The organism is Rhizobium sp. GCM10022189 (genome assembly GCF_042656325.1).
Taxonomy (GTDB): domain Bacteria; phylum Pseudomonadota; class Alphaproteobacteria; order Rhizobiales; family Rhizobiaceae; genus Rhizobium.
The window spans coordinates 476,327-493,250 of record NZ_JBHSOR010000039.1; the positions used below are offsets into that span (position 1 = coordinate 476,327).

Here is a 16,924-nt window from a genome sequence, read left to right on the forward strand (position 1 = left end):
CGGCTGGAGATGATTTAGGCAGGTGGATGGCCAGCGATGAACCGAGATGCCAGATGACGACGTCCCCTTTCGACCATCCCTTCCTTTCCGGCCTGCTTGGCGACGCTGAAATCGCCGCCTATTTCTCGGCCGAAGCCGATATCCGGGCAATGCTCTCCTTCGAGGCAGCCCTCGCCCGTGCCGAGGCAATGCACGGCGTCATTCCAGCCGAGGCCGCACGGACGATCGGCGATATCTGCGCAAACTTTGCCGCCGACGTGGACAGCCTGAAGGCGGCGACGGCAAAAGACGGCGTCGTCATTCCCGGCCTGGTCAGGCAGATCAGGCAAGCCGTCGGCAGCGAGGCTGGTGAACACGTCCATTTCGGCGCGACCAGCCAGGACGCGATCGATACCAGCCTGATGCTGCGGCTGAAGTCTGTCACCTTCCTCTTCGGCGGGCGCCTGCATTCCATCGTCACCGGGCTTGCCGGCCTCGAGAGGCAATTCGGCGCCAACCGACTGATGGGCTACACCCGCATGCAGGCCGCCATCCCCATTTCCGCGGCCGACCGTATCGCCGCCTGGCGGATCCCGCTCGAAACCTATCGTGACCGGCTGACGGAACAGACATTCCCGATCCAATTGGGCGGTGCTGCCGGCACGCTCGAAAAACTCGGCCCCGCGGCGGCGTCGGTGCGCGCCTCGCTGGCGCAGGAGCTCGGCCTGACGGAGGAACCGCAATGGCAGAGCCGGCGCATGCATATTGCCGACCTTGCCAACCTCTACTCGCTGATCACCGGCAGCCTCGGCAAATTCGGGCAGGATATAGCGCTGCTGGCGGAGGCCGGCGGCGAAATCGAGCTTGCGGGCGGCGGCGCTTCCTCCGCCATGGCTCACAAGCAGAATCCGGTCGCGGCCGAAACGCTGGTGGCGCTGGCCCGCTTCAACCCCACACAGCTTTCAGCCATCCACCATTCGCTCGTCCATGAACAGGAGCGCTCGGGTGCGGCCTGGACGCTCGAGTGGCTTGTCCTGCCGCAGATGGTGATGGCGACTGCTGCCTCGCTGCGGTTGGCGAGGGAACTTGCCGGCAATATCAGACGGCTGGGAACAGGCTGATCGCCTTTGCACTCCAGCGGCAAAACCGGCTATGCAGAACCGTTGATTTCAGGAGTGCTCCCGTGACCTTTCCGCTCTTCGATCTTTCCGGCCGCCGCGCGCTGGTGACAGGCTCCAGCCAGGGTATCGGCTATGCGCTGGCGCTCGGCCTTGCCGAGCATGGCGCCTCGGTCATCATCAATGGCCGCAATGCCCAGAAGGCGGAGGCCGCGGCCGAGACCATCCGCGAGCAGAAACATCATGCGGTCAGCGCCGCCTTCGATGTGACGGACGCCCAGGCCAGCCGCGCCGCCATTACCTATATCGAAGCGGAGATCGGCCCGATCGATATCCTGATCAACAATGCCGGCATGCAGTTCCGCACGCCGCTGGAGGAATTCCCGGTCGAGAAGTGGGACGAGCTTTTCCGCACCAATGTGTCCAGCATCTTCTATGTCAGCCAGCCGGTGGCGCAGGCGATGATTGCCCGCGGCCGCGGCAAGATCATCAACATCGCCTCGGTGCAGGCCGAGCTCGCACGGCCGAACATTGCGCCCTATACGGCAACCAAAGGCGCCGTGCGCAACCTCACCCGCGGCATGGCGACCGACTGGGCGAAGCATGGCTTGCAGGTCAACGCCATCGCACCGGGCTATTTCAAGACACCGCTCAATCAGGCGCTGGTCGATGATCCGAAATTTTCCAGCTGGCTCGAAACGCGCACACCGGCCGGCCGCTGGGGCAACGTGGAAGAACTGGTGGGGGCGGCCGTCTTCCTGGCGTCGAATGCTTCGTCCTTCGTCAATGGCCATATGCTGATGGTTGACGGCGGGATCACGGCGTCGCTCTGAGGCTAATCGCCTCCTCCGTCACCACCGCCATCGCCTCCATCATCGCAGTCAAAACTCAACTTGAGGCCGGCTTCAGCTCGGCCACGAACGAAACGCCCTGGAAATCGCAGGCGTGTCCCCAGCGGGGGTTCCAAGGCAGGAATACGGCAGTACGACGATCAGGATAGAAACAACCGAGAGGCCTATGAGGATCTCCGTGACTGGAGCCAAGTTTGCTCCGAAGGTTGCCTGAGGAAATCATCCCAGCAATATCGGCGGGAAACAAGAACCATTCAATTTGGAGCATGCCTCAATCCGCGACCATATTGCCCCGCCGCATAAGCCCCATCAGGATGAGCGGCAGCAGCGTCGTGATGCAGATGGCAATAAAGGCCATCGCCATGCCGAGGCCGATCGAACCCTGCTCGAACTGGCGCCAGATGAACGTGGCGATCGTCTGCATGCCGACAGGCGCCACGACGACGGACGCGACCAGTTCGCGCGAGGCGAGCGCGAAGACCAGCAGCATGGAAGAGGCGAGGCTCGGAAAGACGAGTGGCAGCAGGATGCGGCGGAATGCCGTCACGCCACTGGCCCCGCAAACGCGGGCTGCCGCCTCCAGGTTGTCGCCGATCTGCTGGAAGGCTGCCGTCGTGTAGCGCACCGGCTGCGGCAGCAGGATGCAGCAATAGGCCAGCAGCAGGATGAAAGCGGTGTTGTAGGGCGTGAACGGCAGGCCCGGCATGTTCCAGGCAAGGATGAGGCCGACGGCAACGACGATGCCCGGCAGGGCATTCGGCAGGATGGTCATCACATCGATTGCCGTGCGGCCGGACATCCTGGTCTTCACCACCGTATAGGCGGCGGTCACGCCGATCAGGCCCGTTATCAGCGCCGTGCCGATGCCGAGCGAGAAACTGTTCATCAGCGCGGTCACCGCACCGGCACCGTTGCCGAAGACCGCCGTGAAATTGTCCAGGCTGACATTGTCGAAGGCGAGACCGCCGGAGATCGTGCGGGCCAGTGCCGTTGCAAGGATCGCCAGCAACGGCACGCCCGTCGCAAGAAACGCGACGACGGCAAAAGCGATCATGACAGGCACTTTCAGCGCGCCGAGCGGCCGTTTGTCCTTGGTCGTCGGCTTGCCGCCCACCGTCTGGTAGGAGCGGCGGGCGAGAATCCAGCGTTGCAGGAGGAAGGTGACGAGCGACATGGCGACCAGCACCAGCGACAGGATGGCAGCCCCCGGCAGATCGATCGGCCAGTCGGTGACGCGCAGGTCGATGCCTGTCACCAGAACCTGAAAACCAGCGCGTCGGCCGAGCGCCGCAGGTGTGCCGTATTCTTCGATCGCAGCGGCAAAGACCAGCATCAGGCTCGCCGTCAGGCCGGGTGTCGAGAGCGGCAGCGTGATGCGCCAGAAGGCGCGCGCCGGCGAGGCGCCGAAGACGCGGCCGACATCGGCGTAACGTGCGCCGACGGCCTCGACCGTGCGCGATACGGCGAAATAGACGACCGGGAACGTGTTGAAGGCCATGACCAGCGTCATGCCGAAGATCGAAAACAGGAAGGGCGCGAGATTGAAGCCCGCAAGCTGCTGCAGATAGCCGCGCGGCTGCAGCGTCATGATCCAGCCGAGTGTCGCGATATAGGGCGGGATCATGAAGGGCACGAGCAGAAGCACGTCCCAGAGGGACGCAAACGGAATCCTGTAGAGGGCGCGGAATACGCCGAGCGGTACGGCGACCAGCGCCGAGGCGAGCACGACGCAGCAGCCAAGCAGGATCGTATTGCCGCCCATGCGGATCAGGGAACTGTCGGCAAGCGTTGCATAGAGCGAGGAGAAAGGGCTCGCAAACGAGCCCTGTCCGAGTTCGGGGAAAATGCCTTGCAGCACCACCGCGATGAAGGGAACGGCAACGACGAGAACGAGGCCCGCTGTTGCCAGCCAGGCGGCCGGAGCCGTGCCGCCGATGCCGTTTCCTCTCATCAATCCGGACCTTACTTGGCGCCGTAGAGATCGGCGAAGGTCTTCAGCGTTTCCTTGCGCTTGCCGTAGACAGCGGCCGTGTCGTACTTCAGGAGCGTCAGGTCGCTGATCAGCGGACGGGAAGCGGCAACGTCGGTGCGCGACGGCATCAGCATTTCGCCGGCAACGAGTGCCTGACCTTCATCAGACAGCATGTAGTCGATGAACTTCTTGGCGTCGTCCTGGTTCTTGGACCAGTTCATGATCATGGCCGGGCGCGGCGCGATGACCGTGCCGGACTTCGGGAACACGACTTCGATATTCTCGCCCTTCTTCTGGGCAGCAAGAGCGATGTAATCGACAGCGCCGAAGACGACAGCCTTCGCACCCTGCAGAACCGGGTTCAGCGCGTCGGCATTCGCACCGGCGATGATGGCGCCGTTGGCCTGCAGAGCCTTGAACAGCTTCCAGTCGTCCTGGCCGGCGAGAGCGGCGGTCAGTTCGAAGGAGGAGCCGGACTGTGCCGGGTCCGGAATGTTGACGAGGTCCTTGTATTCCGGCTTCGTCAGGTCGGCCCATTCAGCCGGCTTCGGCGTGCCGCTCTTGGTGTTCCAGACGATGCCGAGAGCCGAGATGCCCTGCGCAACGGCGCCTTCGGACTTCAGGAAATCCGGAACCTTGGCAGCGTTCGGGCTTGCATAGTTGACGAGCCAGCCGCGCTTGGCGAAGTCGTTTGCCGTATCCCAGGAAGCGGAGATGACAACGTCGACAACCGGGTTGGCGGCTTCGGCTTCGATACGGGCCATGACCTTGCCGGTCGTCGCCTGGAAAACATTGACCTTGACACCGGTCTGCTTGGTGAAGCCGGCCGACAGCTTGTCGATCAGGCTCTGCGGGCCAGCGGTGTAAACAGTGACGTCGGCATGGGCGACACCGGCCATCAGGGCAGCGGCGACAACGCCAAAAGTGATACTCTTCAACGACTTAAACATGTTCCACTTTCTCCTCTATGGATTGGGGTATTTCCTGCTGAAACCAACGGATCTGCGCTGTGTCGATCACAAGGCCGATCGTCTCGCCGGCGCGCAGCTTGGCGCGGCTCAGAACCTGCAACTCCAGGCCCGGCAAGCCCGCGAGCGAAACGCTTGCCAGATGGCCGTCGCCGCGAAACTGCGAGCGCAGCACAGTCGCGGCAAGGCGGCCGGCAGAGACCTCGCCGGCCGCAATAGAGGCGACCGGGATCAGCACGCGGGCGCTGTTGCCTGCAACACCTTCGGCATCGCTGAGCACGATATCGCTGCCCTTGAAGTGCCAGACGTGCCCGCGCCGCTCGATATCGGCAAGGCAGCCAAGCCGCAGGAAATCGGCAACCTCGGGGCTCGCCGGCCGCTCGATCAGATCGTCGGGCGAGGCAAGCTGTTCGATCCGGCCGGAGCGCATGACAGCGACCTCGTCGGCCAGCGTCAGCGCCTCGCTATGGTCGTGCGTCACATAGATCGCCGTCAGGCCGAGCGTGGAGATGAGTTCGGCAAGCTCGCCCACCATGTTTTCGCGCAACTCGCGGTCAAGGTTCGAAAGCGGTTCGTCGAAAAGGATAAGCTGCGGCTCGGCGACGATGGCGCGCGCAATCGCCACGCGCTGCTGCTGGCCTCCGGAAAGATCGCTCGGCCGCCGGTCGGCATAGGCGGACAGGCCGACGCGCTCCAGCGCCCGCATCGTCCGGGTCTGGCGCTCGGCCTTGCCGACGTTGCGCATTTCCAGCGGAAAGGAAACATTGCCGCCGACAGTCAGATGCGGCCAGAGCGCGTAATCCTGAAAGACCATGCCAAGCCCGCGCCGCTCCGGCGGAACGAAAACGCCGGTCGCGCCATCGGCAACCATGGTAGCGGCAATCGAAACGGACCCTCTGGTCGGCGCAAGCAGACCCGCCACCAGCCTCAAGAGCGTGGTCTTGCCGCATCCAGATGGGCCGAGCAGCGCCAGCGTCTTGCCTTTTTCCAGAGAAAAATCAATGCCTTTAAGGATCTGCGTCGACCCGTAACTCAATTCCAGACCTGCCGCTGCAACGGCGGAAGACGATCGAACTGAGGGGGTGTTCATGGGCAGACCGAATGTCGCTTTAAAGAAAGTATGGCGACATTTAGGCATCCCGGATGACAGCTTTGCGACAGTTTTGCTTCAGTTTTGTGACAATACTCTTGACGGAAGCGAGCCGCGGCTTTTCGCCGAACCGGCAGCCGACGTGCCAGCCGTTAGGGCCGTAAAATCAGGGGGTTTGCATTTTCGGTCGCGCACAACCATTTAAGATGAACGAACCCGCGGACGTGTCGCAACCTCGCATATGCCGGAACGTTTACCGAAAACGAACCATACCGGCTTGCATTCTGAGCCAAAAGCCGATTGCTTAGGAAAATCTACTTCTTCTTCGGCTAGCCGTTGGAAGAGTGCGAGGGGATATAGGCAAACCCGTGGAATTCTGCAGCTTCGGATCGGGATCGATGGTGACTACGATGATGAAGCGGGAAAGCTGGTTTGAAGGAAAATGAGCAACGATCTGTTTCAGGTAAAATTTTGGGGCGTTCGGGGAAGCATCCCCGTATCAGGCCCGGAATTCGACCGATATGGAGGCAACACCTCCTGCATAGAAATTCGCTGCGGCGAGCACCGGATGATCTTCGACGCGGGCTCGGGACTGCGCGAGGCCGGGCTTTCGCTTCTTGCGGACGAGGTCCGCGATGTCGACCTCTTCTTCAGTCACTGCCATTACGACCACATCATCGGCCTGCCCTTCTTCAAGGCGATCTACTATCCCTCGATCAACGTCAACATCTGGTCCGGTCATCTTGACGGCAAGATGAGCACGCGCGAGATGGTGGAGCAGTTCATCAGCCCGCCGTGGTTCCCGGTAAAGACCGATATCTGCCAGGCGACGATGAACTTCCGCGATTTCCACGCCGGCCAGACGCTGACCCCGCACAAGGGCGTCGAGATGCAGACCTATATGCTGAACCATCCGGGCGGCGCGATCGGCTATCGCATCCACTGGAAGGGCCGCATCGTGGCACTGATCTACGACATCGAGCACGTTCCGGGCACGCATGACCCGGTGGCGCTCGAGATGATGAAGGATGCCGATCTCGTCGTCTACGATTGCACCTATAACGAAGACGAGATGCAGCGATTCAAGGGCTTTGGCCATTCCACGTGGCAGCACGGCACGGAACTGGCGAAAATGGCGGGCGCCAAGCGCTTTGCCCTGTTCCATCATGCGCCCTCGCGCACCGACGGACAGCTTGCCGTGATGGAAAGCGAGGCGCAGGCCGCCTTTGCCGGCGCCTTTGCCGCCCGCGACAATCAGGTGATCGACATCTGATCCTGCACCAGCGACGCTGCTGAGACCCATTCCACTGCGGGATGGCCTGCCGTCGCCTCGAAGAGTTCGGCAAGGAAATCCCAGGCGGCCGCGTCATGCACCAGATGGTGCCCGAGCACGCCGATCGGCTCGCTGCGGCCCTCGAACCTGTCCTGCAGCTCCGCGACCAGTTCACCGATCAGCTCAGCCATCGGCCGCCCGCCGCGCGTGCCGTGCCAGTCCATCAGGTCGACATGGGTGTTGACGATAGCGAGCGGACCTTTTCCCTTGACCCGGCCGTAGGTGGAAAGCGATTGGAAGCCGAGTGCCGGAAGCTTGGGAACGAGCCCCTTGTCGATCCGGTTCCAGGGTGGAACCAGCATGGTCAGAAAGCGTGTCGGGTAGAGATCCTTCAGCTTCAGGAAGCCTTCAAAAAGCTCGCCGAGAACGGTTTCTTCCAGACGAGGTCCGCCCAGTTCCTGCTTCTTCTCATCGGGTCCGGCATGATTGTGATGCGCCCAGCCGTGGACAGCCACGCTGACATGCGCTTCCTCCGCAAGCCGCTGCGCGAGCGGCGTGCCTGTAAAGGCCGGAATGACGGCAAGCGTGATGGGGATATGATAGTTTTTCGTCTCGGCAATCAGCCGCTCAAGCGCCGCCGTCGGCTCGATTGCATCGTCGTCCCGCAACCAGAGCCGCGCTACGCGGCCAGCGTCTTGCCAGCGCTCCAGCTCCCGATGCAACGGCTCGCGAATGGTGCTATCGATCATATGTTGCCCCTGCATGATTGCGTAGGATCAAATCCAGTTCTCTCGCCGCGCCGGCAAGCGAGCGCTCGTTGATGACAAAGCTTCGGGCGGCGAATGACATGGCCTCACGACGCGCCCCATCGTCCAGCAGCCCGGCAATGGCGCGCGCGTAAGCTCCCACATCGCCATCAGCCGTCAACAGCCCGGTCATGTCGGCCTCAACCACAGCGGGCACGCCGGCGGTCCTCTGCGCCACGACAGGAAGCCCCGCCGCCTGCGCTTCGAGATAGGCCAGTCCGTAGGCTTCGCCGCAGCCCGGCCAGACATAGATGCCGCCCCTTGATAGCAAGCTGGCTATGTCCTCCGGCTCCCTCTGGCCGAGCCAGTCGATACGACCGGACGCAAAGCCTGCAAACAGCGCCTCCACCTCGCTCCTCAGCGGACCGCCGCCGACGATGCCGAGCGTCCACGGCCGATCCTCGATGACGCGGAGCGCCGCAGAGAGCATCCTGTAGCTCTCCATCTTGTCGCCGGCCCGCATCATCGCCACGGTCATCAATCGTTGCGGATCGGGATCAGGCTTTACCGGCTCGAAGAGCGCCGTGTCGATAAAAGGTTTCAATCCTGCGATACGCGCTTCGGGAAAGGCGTCCTCCAGCCCTCGGCGATCGCGGTCCGTGAAGGCGATATTGACCGCCGCCCGACGGATCGCCTCGCCTACCGGTGTCTGAAAGTCCGCCCAGCCGGTCGCATCGCGCTTGCGCGAATAGGAGGCTTCCGCCGTGACATAGGGAATGGCGAATTCCGCTGCGATCCCCGGCCCGAGGAGATCAGGGGATTTGTAATAGGGGTGATAGCAGAACCAGAGCTCCGGTTTCGGCTCCTGCTGCCACTTGCGTCTCAGCCTTTCGCGTTCCTCTTCGGCCTTCACCCGCAGTTCGGCTGCCGCTTCCGGCGTACCGGCATAGATGCGCAGTTCGGATACGACTTCGACCGAGTGGCCCGCCATTTCCAGCGCCCGCACCAATAGCTGCGCCATCAGCCGGTCGCCCGAAGGCACCGGATGGTTCGGCGATTTCATCGGCGCGTAGAAAGCGATCCGCATCGCGACACTCCGCCTGTGACAGTGTGTTTACAATCGGCGCTCGCGCCGCAAGCGAAAATTTCCGCTATTGTCACTATCCTTGAACGATACAGACAGGCATACCGAAGCGATCGTGATTAGACGAGACGATAATTCCGCCCTTTTTGGTCTTCTCTAGTGCATTTGCGATTTGAGCTTCAAGAACAGGAATTGATGACGACGGTCTGGGCCACAGGGATTTTTTCGGAGCGCGCAATCAGGAAGGCCAGGCTCGGCTCCGGCCTTGTGATGTTTGTCTTCATCATCCTGCACATGTCGAACCATGCGCTGGGGCTCGTTTCACTGACGGCGGCCGACGATGCGCGCCGGCTGTTTCTGGCGATCTGGCGCAATCCGCTCGGCACCGTGGTCTTCTACGGCTCGGTCCTGGTCCACATGTCCCTGGTACTGCGCGGGCTCTATATGCGTCGCAGCCTCGTCATGCCCAGGAACGAGATGGCACAGATCGTTCTTGGGCTTCTCATTCCGCTGCTGCTTATCGACCATGTCGTCGGCACGCGCATCGTCCATGCACTCTACAGCTATACCGACAATTACGAGACGATCGTTCGCACGCTCTGGATCAATTCGCCCGACAACGGCGTGCGCCAGACGTTCGCGCTGCTTGCCGTCTGGATCCACGGCTGTATCGGCATCCATTTCTGGCTGCGCTATCGGCCCTGGTACGACAATTCCGCATCGCTGCTTCTGGCGATCGCCATCCTGCTGCCGGTGCTGGCGCTGCTCGGTTTCGTCGAAATGGGCCGCACCCTGTCCGATCCCTCCTATATCGAGGCAGAATCCGGGCACTACGAGGAAACGATCAATACGCTTTATTACAATAATCCTGATGCGCGCGCACAAATCGCGACGATTCGCGCCGGGCTCTACGGCAGCTTCTCCGCAGCGCTTGCCCTCGTCATCCTCGCACGGGCGCGCCGCAGGCTGAAAGAGCGGACGAACCAGGTCGCGGTTCACTATCCCGGCGGCGAGACCGTGCGCGTTCCACGCGGCTTCACCGTACTGGAGGCAAGCAGGCTTGGCGGTCTGCCGCATTATTCGGTCTGTGGCGGCAAGGGCCAATGCTCCACCTGCCGTGTGCAGATCCTCGGCGACTACTGGACCCTGCCGCCGCCGGACAAGCTGGAGCAGACGACACTGAAGCGCATCAATGCGGCACCCGACGTGCGCCTCGCCTGTCAGCTCCGCCCGGACAAGAACCTGACCGTCGCGCCGCTGCTCGTGCCGCAGACAGAGGCTGCCCTTCCCGCCAACAGCCAGGAAACCAGTCCCGGCCGCGAGCGCGAGATCGCGGTGCTTTTCTGCGATATGCGCCACTTCACAACGCTGACCGAGACCCGCCTGCCCTTCGACGTTGTCTTCCTGCTCAACCGTTATTTCGGGATCGTCGGCAAGGCGGTGGAACAGGCAGGAGGACGGCTCGACAAATTTATCGGCGACGGCGCCATGGCACTCTTCGGCCTCAACAGCACGCCCGAGGAAGCCTGCCGGCAGGCAGTGGCGGCCGCAACCACAATTGTTGCCGAAATTGAAAAGCTCGCCGCCGAACTTGCCGGCGAACTGCCCTTGCCGCTGGAGATCGTTATCGGCATCCACACCGGCCCGGCCGTCGTCGGCACGATGGGCTATGGGCGCGTGCGCAGCCTGACGGCAGTCGGCGATACGGTCAATGTGGCCAGCCGTCTGGAAACGGCAGCCAAGGAACTCAACGCCGCCATCGTCATTTCCGAGCCGGTCGCGAGGCACGCGGGCATCAATGCGGAGACGGTCGAAAGCTGCGAAATCAACGTGCGCGGCCGCGCGCTCCCCTTGAAAGTCTACGTGGTCCCGAGAGAGAAAGCGGCCGAACCGCTGAAGGAAAGACAATGATGCCCGGCCAAGCATGGCTTACTGCCAAATATTGGAAGCGCCGTCTGCGCAAGGCGCGCAATGCGCTGGCCACACGCTTCTTCGATACCCGCTTCGGCCGCCGGCTGCTGATCGAGAATATCGGGCCGCGCGTGACCTCCATGACGGTCGATGCCGGCGATCACCTGATGAGTTTTTCGCCCGCCGACTATATCGGCCGCAAGGTTTTCCGGAAGGGCCATTTCGAACGCGGAGCCGTCGACCGGCTGCTCGTGATCCTGCGCCAGCGCGGCCTGCTGAAGAAGGAGGGCACGCTTCTGGAGATCGGTGCCAACATCGGCACCCAGACGGTCTATTTTGCGCTGGCCCGCGCCTTTGCCGGGATCGTCAGCATCGAACCGGACCCGCGCAATTTCCGCCTTCTGGAACAGAATATCCGCCAGAACGGCCTCACCGACACGGTGCGCCTCGTCAACTGTGCCGCCGGCAATGCCGAAGGCGAGATCGACTTCTTCCTCAACCGCGCCAATCACGGCAAGAGCAGCGCCATCCGCCAGAGCGCCAGCGACGAGAAGATCAGCGTACCGGTGCGGTCGGTGACGGGCATTCTCGACGGTCTCGGCATCGACGAAGCGGAGATCGGCCTCGTCTGGATGGATATCGAGGGTTACGAGCCTGTCGCCTGCCGTTCGATGCTGCCACTGCTTGCCCGCCGCGCGCCGCTCTACATGGAATTCACGCCGCTCTTTTACGGCCCGGAGAGGACGCGGGATTTCGTCGCGTGGCTCGCCGGCTTCTACGAGGACTGCCTCGTCTTCTTCGAGGATCACGAGCAGGAGATGAAGGTGCGCGACCTGCCCGGCGGCCTCGACCAGTACGACGTACTGTTCCTGCCGTAGGGCTTATTTCCGCCGATAGAGGAAATACCGCCCTTCCTTGATGCCATCGGGCAGCGGCAGCGGCAGAAGGTCGGGGTGATCCAGCGGCAGGCCGCTGACGGCGATACCGTCATGAACCAGCACGCCAGCCATCAGTTGCGGCAGCCAGGTCAGCGTCACGGCATCGATCTCGTCATGACCGGTGCCGATATCGGCATGGGCAAGCGCGGCGTCGATCCCGAGAAAGGCCTGGCCGGTATCGCGGATATTGCCCGTCACCATATTTTCGGCCGGCGGCGTGGAGGTGGAATAGGAGCGGATTTCCCAATCGAAGGCGACAATGCGGCGGTTGGGAAAATGCTCGCGCAGATGGTCGTAGGTGCGGCCGTTGCCAAGGCCGAATTCGAGCACCGGCCCTTCCACCTCTTCCACCAGACCAACGATGGCATTGAGAATATCGCGTTGAGCCGTCAATCGGCGAATGAAGCTGTCGAGGCGGCTCATCTTGTCCTGTCCGTCATAAAATATGTCAGCGGTGCTACCATATTGATGCCGTGCAAGTCGATTGCCGGAAACGCAAATTGCCGTTGCAGCGACAATAAGGGTCTGTGATAAACTCGGCGCATGAACGAGATGTCCGACGACGCATTCTTTGCCAACGTGCCTGTTTTCAGTGACTTCGAAGGCGTGACCGACGAAAGCAATTACCAGCCGCTGCCCGATGGGTGGGTGCTGGCAATGGCCGATATCGTCGGCTCCACGAAAGCGATATCCGGCGGCCGCTACAAGGACGTCAACATGGCCGGCGCCAGCGTCATTTCCGCAGTGCTGAACGCCGTCGGCAAGGGTGACTACCCCTTTGTCTTTGCCGGCGACGGCGCGCTGATTGCCTTGCCCGCTTCGCTGGAGAAGGAAGCGCGCGAGGCGCTGGCGGCGACACAGGTGTGGGTGAAGGAGGATCTGGATCTCGATCTGCGCATCGCCATCGTACCGATCGCCGATATCCGCGCGGAAGGTCTCGATGTGCGTGTCGCCCGCTATTCGGCCAGCCCCTATGTCACCTATGCGATGTTCTCGGGCGGCGGCACAAGCTGGGCCGAAAAGAACATGAAGATGGGCCGTTACGGCGTCGAAAGGGCCGCGCCGGGCACCCGGCCGAACCTTGCCGGCCTCTCCTGTCGCTGGAGCCCGATCGAGGCCCGCAACGGCGAGATCGTTTCGATCATCGCCGTGCCCGGCGAGGGCGGTCCCGGGCCGGAATTTCAGGCCCTCGTCACCGGCATCGTTTCCATCACCGCCGAGCAGAACCGCAGCGGGCATCCCGTGCCGGAAGAGGGGCCGGAACTCGCCTTCTCGATGAAGGGCATCAATCGCGAGGTGAACGCCACCGCACCCGAGGGCAAGCGCCTGCGCCAGAGGCTCTTCATTCTCCTGCAGATCGGCCTGACCGTTCTTCTGCACAAATTCGGCATCACCTTCGCCCATTTCAACGCGCGCCGTTACAGGAAGGACGTTTCGGGCAATTCGGATTTCCGCAAGTTCGACGACGGCCTGAAGATGACCATCGACGTCGACGCCACCCACCTTGCCCGTATCGAGACGCTGTTGAAAGAGGCGCAGGAAAGGGGCGTGGCCCGCTTTGGCCTGCACCGCCAGTCATCGGCACTGATGACCTGCTTCGTGCCGACGCCGCTGTCGCGCGACCACATGCACTTCATCGACGGTGCCGCCGGCGGTTATGCCGTTGCCGCCAGCCAGATCACCGGCAAGCAGCTTTCCGGCATTTTGGTTACGCCTTGATGAGGTGATCGGCCGAGAGGCCGAGCCGGCCGAACACGTTTCGGGTATCGACAATCAGCCTGGCGTTCTTCGAAAGAGCCGCATAGTCGATTATGTCGTGATCGGTCGCGATGAGGACCACGTCGTATCCCGCAACGGCTTCCGGCGTCAGATCGATGGATTTGCGGCCCTTCAGCGCCTGATATTCGCGGGTCGGCGGAATCTCGGCGACGAAGGGGTCGTGATAGTCCGCCTTGCCGCCGCGTTCCTCGATGATCTCGATCAGGCGCAGCGACGGGCTTTCCCTGATATCGGCGACGTTCTTCTTGTAGGCGAGGCCAAGCACGAGGACGCGGGAGCGGCTGAGCGCCTTGCCCGCGCGAATATCCAGCGCCTCGGCCAGCTTGCCGACGACATAGCGCGGCATCGCCGAATTGATCTCGCCGGCGAGTTCGATGAAACGGGTCGGCAGCTCGAATTCGCGCGACTTCCAGGTGAGGTAGAAGGGGTCGATCGGAATGCAGTGACCGCCAAGACCTGGACCGGGATAGAAGGGCATATAGCCGAACGGCTTGGTTTTGGCCGCGTCGATGACTTCCCAGACATCGATGCCCATTGCCGCGTAGACGGTCTTCAGCTCGTTGACGAGAGCGATGTTGACCGAGCGGAAGATGTTTTCGGTGAGCTTGACGGCTTCCGCCGTCGCATTGGAGGAAACCGGAACGACGCTCGAGACGGCGGCACCGTAGAAGGATTTCATCAGCGACAGGGCTTGTGCACCATCGCCCGCAACGACTTTCGGGATAGTGGCCGTGTGGTAATTCTGGTTGCCGGGATCCTCGCGCTCCGGCGAAAAACCGACGAAGAAATCGGAACCGGACTTAAGCCCGGTCTCTTCGAGAATGACCTTCACGATATCGTCGGTGGTGCCGGGATAGGTGGTCGATTCCAGCACGATCAGCTGGCCCGCGCGCAGATGGGCGGCAATCGACCGCGACGTCGCCTCCACGAAGGAAAGATCGGGATCGCGATGTTTCGTAAGCGGCGTCGGGACGCAGATGACGATCACGTCGCAATCCGAGAGGCCGGCGAAATCGGTCGTCGAGGAAAAGCGCCCGGCATCGATCTCGGCCGTCAGCGCCTCGTTTGTCACCGCGTCGATGTAGGAGCGGCGGGCATCCAGCGCGACGATCTTCTTCGGATCGATGTCGAAGCCGGTCACTGCAAAGCCGCTGCGGGCGACCGCCATCGCCAGCGGCAGCCCGACATAGCCGAGACCGATGATGCCGGCGCGCGCCGCGCGCGTCTCAATCTTCTTGGAAAGTGTCTCGAAAGTGGAAGAGCGTGCGTCCAAGGCCATGCCTCTTGCGAAAAGTGAATCCGAAAGCTGATCTAATGCATGATCCCGCCAAATTAAACCCGGCCTGCAACCGACACCTAACCGCGCCATGCGCCGGCTTCATTGAGCGGGTGTGGCCCGATTGAACCGGGGTCGGCCATCCCGGCAACCGGGACGCACAAAAAAAATCGCAATCCCATTGTTTCGCACTTTCAGCGTGCCTATTTTGGCAAATGATAATGAACCACTTTGCAAAGATTGCTCGCCCGTTTCCAGGAGGTCGGAAGCCGGCGGGTGTCAAAGCCGGTTGTCGGCAATCGTTGACACGATAATACCGCTCGTACATCCTGATTTTTTTGTGATCTGCTCACCGTGAACGGGCAGGTCATGGTCGTTTTTGCCTTTCGGGATGGACGTGCGACATGAGGATAATACCAAGAATGAGCACGATCGAATCCAGCGTATCCTCCATTTTGTTGGACCGTGTTGCTGAATGGCTGACGAATTCTTCGCTGGCCGGTGACGACCTTGAAAACATCGTGCGCGGTTTCTGCGAGCGGCTTGCGGCCGCCGGCCTGCCGCTCGCGCGCGTGCACCTGACCTTCTCGATGCTGCATCCGCTCTACGATGCGCTGAGCTTCACCTGGAAGCGCGCCAGCGGCGTGACCATCGAAGGCTTCCGCATGCCGGCCGGCCAGAAGCCGGACCGTTTCCTGCAAAGCCCCTATTTCCATCTTCTCGACAACAACCTGCAGCATATACGTCGCCGCATCATGCCCGACGGCCCGAGTGAGTTTCCGATCTTCGAGGATCTCAGGCAGGAAAGGATCACCGATTACCTCGCCTTCGTACAGCCGTTCGGCGACGGATCGGTGCAGGGCATGATGGGCTCCTGGTCGACCGACAGCTCCGCCGGTTTTTCCGACGACATGATCGATGCGCTGCTGCGCATGCAGAACCATCTGGCCGTGGCCGCCAAGATGGCGGTGCTTGCCAAGCTCGCCAACAATATGCTGACCACCTATCTTGGCGGCGACGCCGGCAAGCGCGTGCTGAACGGCCAGGTTCGCCGCGGCGACGGTGAAACGATCCGTGCCGCTCTCGTCATGGCCGACATGCGCGAATCCACCATGTATGCCGAGAAGGAAGGCCGGCAGGCCTATATCGATACGCTGAACCAGTTCTTCGACGCGATCGCCGCGCCCTTCAACCGCAACGGCGGCGAAATCCTGAGCTTCCTCGGTGACGGCTTCTTGGCCGTCTATCCCTGCGGCCGTCACAAGGACCCATCCAAGATCGCCTGCGAGGCAGCACTTTCTGCCGTGCACCATGCGCAGGCGCGGGTTGCCGAATTGAACAAGGATCGCGAGGCGAAGGGCCTGCCGAAAATCGGCTACGGCATCGGCCTGCATGTCGGCAATGTCATGTTCGGCAATGTCGGCCTGAAGGACCGCCTCACCTTCTCCGCCTTCGGCTCCGCCGTAAACGAGGTGCAGCGCCTGCAGGTGCTGACGAAGAAATACGGCCGGGAGGTCGTCGCAAGCCAGGCCTTTGCCGGCTATTGCGGCGGCGAATGGATCACGCTCGGCGAGGAAAAACTGCGCGGCATCCGCCAGAAGGTCACAGTGCTTCAGCCGCGAGCGCCGACATCCGGCATCCACGTCGACGAAGGTTTCCGCGAATCCGTGCAGAACGGCCTTTCGGAAGCCGAACAGGTCATCATGCTTCACCGCGACAAGAAACAGGTAAAACGGACGCCGATCGAAAAATTCATTCAGTAATTACGCGCGAACATTGTAGCGGCGTTGGCCGCTGCACCGTATATGGCCACCCTCGCATCAGGCGCCTTGCAAAACGGGCGCCGTGCGTTGTTTTTCCCATGTCTGTCATCAACTGGACACCCCGTTTACGGTACGATAGTGTGCCTTAACGGGAACACATAAGGACTGGGGAATTT

General features: G+C 61.9%; 14 protein-coding genes. 7 read left to right on the forward strand and 7 right to left on the reverse strand.

Going from position 1 to position 16,924, the window contains the following annotated elements:
- Positions 1-53 precede the first annotated feature (53 nt).
- Together ACFPWW_RS17265 and ACFPWW_RS17270 are read left to right on the forward strand one after the other, a co-directional pair.
- Positions 54-1,100, forward strand: a complete 1,047-nt coding sequence (locus tag ACFPWW_RS17265; protein WP_377312646.1) for a 3-carboxy-cis,cis-muconate cycloisomerase — start codon at positions 54-56, stop codon at positions 1,098-1,100.
- A gap of 62 nt (positions 1,101-1,162) precedes the next feature.
- Positions 1,163-1,930 (forward strand): SDR family oxidoreductase, encoded by a 768-nt coding sequence (locus tag ACFPWW_RS17270; RefSeq protein ID WP_112754041.1) that lies wholly within the window; start codon positions 1,163-1,165, stop codon positions 1,928-1,930.
- A gap of 289 nt (positions 1,931-2,219) precedes the next feature.
- Here the strand turns inward: ACFPWW_RS17270 and ACFPWW_RS17275 are convergent, their stop codons facing one another.
- From ACFPWW_RS17275 to ACFPWW_RS17285, 3 genes are read right to left on the reverse strand one after another with little or no spacing between them, the layout of a single operon-like run.
- Entirely contained in the window at positions 2,220-3,899 is a 1,680-nt protein-coding gene (locus ACFPWW_RS17275; RefSeq protein ID WP_377312647.1) for an ABC transporter permease, read from the reverse strand.
- 11 nt (positions 3,900-3,910) lie between these two features.
- Positions 3,911-4,870, reverse strand: coding sequence for an ABC transporter substrate-binding protein (locus tag ACFPWW_RS17280; RefSeq protein ID WP_112754047.1), 960 nt, complete (start codon positions 4,868-4,870; stop codon positions 3,911-3,913).
- On the reverse strand, positions 4,863-5,978 hold the full coding sequence (locus ACFPWW_RS17285; protein ID WP_377312648.1) for an ABC transporter ATP-binding protein: 1,116 nt from the start codon (positions 5,976-5,978) through the stop codon (positions 4,863-4,865). Before ACFPWW_RS17285 ends, ACFPWW_RS17280 begins: the two co-directional genes overlap by 8 nt.
- 442 nt (positions 5,979-6,420) lie before the next feature.
- Between ACFPWW_RS17285 and ACFPWW_RS17290 the strand changes: the two genes are divergently transcribed.
- Positions 6,421-7,251, forward strand: a complete 831-nt coding sequence (locus ACFPWW_RS17290; RefSeq protein WP_377312649.1) for an MBL fold metallo-hydrolase — start codon at positions 6,421-6,423, stop codon at positions 7,249-7,251.
- On the opposite strand, the gene ACFPWW_RS17295 is transcribed toward ACFPWW_RS17290, so the two are convergent.
- Both ACFPWW_RS17295 and ACFPWW_RS17300 read right to left on the reverse strand, forming a co-directional pair.
- A complete protein-coding gene (locus ACFPWW_RS17295) occupies positions 7,233-8,000 on the reverse strand; it encodes a polysaccharide deacetylase family protein (protein WP_377312650.1) in 768 nt (255 codons plus the stop codon). The two genes, ACFPWW_RS17290 and ACFPWW_RS17295, sit on opposite strands and share 19 nt — an antisense overlap.
- Positions 7,990-9,084: a glycosyltransferase family 4 protein gene (locus ACFPWW_RS17300; protein ID WP_377312651.1), complete on the reverse strand. Its 1,095-nt coding sequence runs from the start codon at positions 9,082-9,084 to the stop codon at positions 7,990-7,992. Before ACFPWW_RS17300 ends, ACFPWW_RS17295 begins: the two co-directional genes overlap by 11 nt.
- A gap of 192 nt (positions 9,085-9,276) precedes the next feature.
- Here ACFPWW_RS17300 and ACFPWW_RS17305 point away from each other — a divergent pair, with 192 nt between their 5' ends.
- Together ACFPWW_RS17305 and ACFPWW_RS17310 are read left to right on the forward strand one after the other, a co-directional pair.
- Entirely contained in the window at positions 9,277-10,992 is a 1,716-nt protein-coding gene (locus ACFPWW_RS17305; RefSeq protein ID WP_112570500.1) for an adenylate/guanylate cyclase domain-containing protein, read from the forward strand.
- Complete coding sequence (locus ACFPWW_RS17310) at positions 10,992-11,870, forward strand: FkbM family methyltransferase (protein ID WP_377312717.1); 879 nt, start codon at positions 10,992-10,994, stop codon at positions 11,868-11,870. Before ACFPWW_RS17305 ends, ACFPWW_RS17310 begins: the two co-directional genes overlap by 1 nt.
- 3 nt (positions 11,871-11,873) lie before the next feature.
- On the opposite strand, the gene ACFPWW_RS17315 is transcribed toward ACFPWW_RS17310, so the two are convergent.
- Positions 11,874-12,353 carry a class I SAM-dependent methyltransferase gene (locus tag ACFPWW_RS17315; RefSeq protein ID WP_377312652.1) on the reverse strand — a complete coding sequence of 160 codons (480 nt, stop codon included), beginning with the start codon at positions 12,351-12,353 and terminating at the stop codon, positions 11,874-11,876.
- A 120-nt stretch (positions 12,354-12,473) separates the two neighbouring features.
- Between ACFPWW_RS17315 and ACFPWW_RS17320 the strand changes: the two genes are divergently transcribed.
- Positions 12,474-13,649, forward strand: a complete 1,176-nt coding sequence (locus tag ACFPWW_RS17320; protein ID WP_112703389.1) for a DUF3095 domain-containing protein — start codon at positions 12,474-12,476, stop codon at positions 13,647-13,649.
- On the opposite strand, the gene ACFPWW_RS17325 is transcribed toward ACFPWW_RS17320, so the two are convergent.
- The gene (locus tag ACFPWW_RS17325; RefSeq protein WP_377312653.1) at positions 13,639-14,982 is read right to left on the reverse strand and encodes a nucleotide sugar dehydrogenase; all 1,344 of its coding nucleotides are present in this window, start codon (positions 14,980-14,982) and stop codon (positions 13,639-13,641) included. The two genes, ACFPWW_RS17320 and ACFPWW_RS17325, sit on opposite strands and share 11 nt — an antisense overlap.
- Positions 14,983-15,407: 425 nt before the next feature.
- Here ACFPWW_RS17325 and ACFPWW_RS17330 point away from each other — a divergent pair, with 425 nt between their 5' ends.
- Positions 15,408-16,748, forward strand: coding sequence for an adenylate/guanylate cyclase domain-containing protein (locus ACFPWW_RS17330; protein ID WP_112570508.1), 1,341 nt, complete (start codon positions 15,408-15,410; stop codon positions 16,746-16,748).
- Positions 16,749-16,924 lie beyond the last annotated feature (176 nt).

Bases quoted from the DNA above. Each gene is read 5' to 3' on its own strand.
- ACFPWW_RS17310 (WP_377312717.1), top strand. From the start codon at position 10,992: ATGCCCGGCCAAGCATGGCTTACTGCCAAATATTGGAAGCGCCGTCTG.
- ACFPWW_RS17290 (WP_377312649.1), top strand. From the start codon at position 6,421: ATGAGCAACGATCTGTTTCAGGTAAAATTTTGGGGCGTTCGGGGAAGC.
- ACFPWW_RS17315 (WP_377312652.1), bottom strand. From the start codon at position 12,353: ATGAGCCGCCTCGACAGCTTCATTCGCCGATTGACGGCTCAACGCGAT.
- ACFPWW_RS17280 (WP_112754047.1), bottom strand. From the start codon at position 4,870: ATGTTTAAGTCGTTGAAGAGTATCACTTTTGGCGTTGTCGCCGCTGCC.
- ACFPWW_RS17285 (WP_377312648.1), bottom strand. From the start codon at position 5,978: ATGAACACCCCCTCAGTTCGATCGTCTTCCGCCGTTGCAGCGGCAGGT.
- ACFPWW_RS17275 (WP_377312647.1), bottom strand. From the start codon at position 3,899: ATGAGAGGAAACGGCATCGGCGGCACGGCTCCGGCCGCCTGGCTGGCA.
- ACFPWW_RS17330 (WP_112570508.1), top strand. From the start codon at position 15,408: ATGAGCACGATCGAATCCAGCGTATCCTCCATTTTGTTGGACCGTGTT.
- ACFPWW_RS17320 (WP_112703389.1), top strand. From the start codon at position 12,474: ATGAACGAGATGTCCGACGACGCATTCTTTGCCAACGTGCCTGTTTTC.
- ACFPWW_RS17265 (WP_377312646.1), top strand. From the start codon at position 54: ATGACGACGTCCCCTTTCGACCATCCCTTCCTTTCCGGCCTGCTTGGC.
- ACFPWW_RS17300 (WP_377312651.1), bottom strand. From the start codon at position 9,084: ATGCGGATCGCTTTCTACGCGCCGATGAAATCGCCGAACCATCCGGTG.
- ACFPWW_RS17295 (WP_377312650.1), bottom strand. From the start codon at position 8,000: ATGATCGATAGCACCATTCGCGAGCCGTTGCATCGGGAGCTGGAGCGC.
- ACFPWW_RS17305 (WP_112570500.1), top strand. From the start codon at position 9,277: ATGACGACGGTCTGGGCCACAGGGATTTTTTCGGAGCGCGCAATCAGG.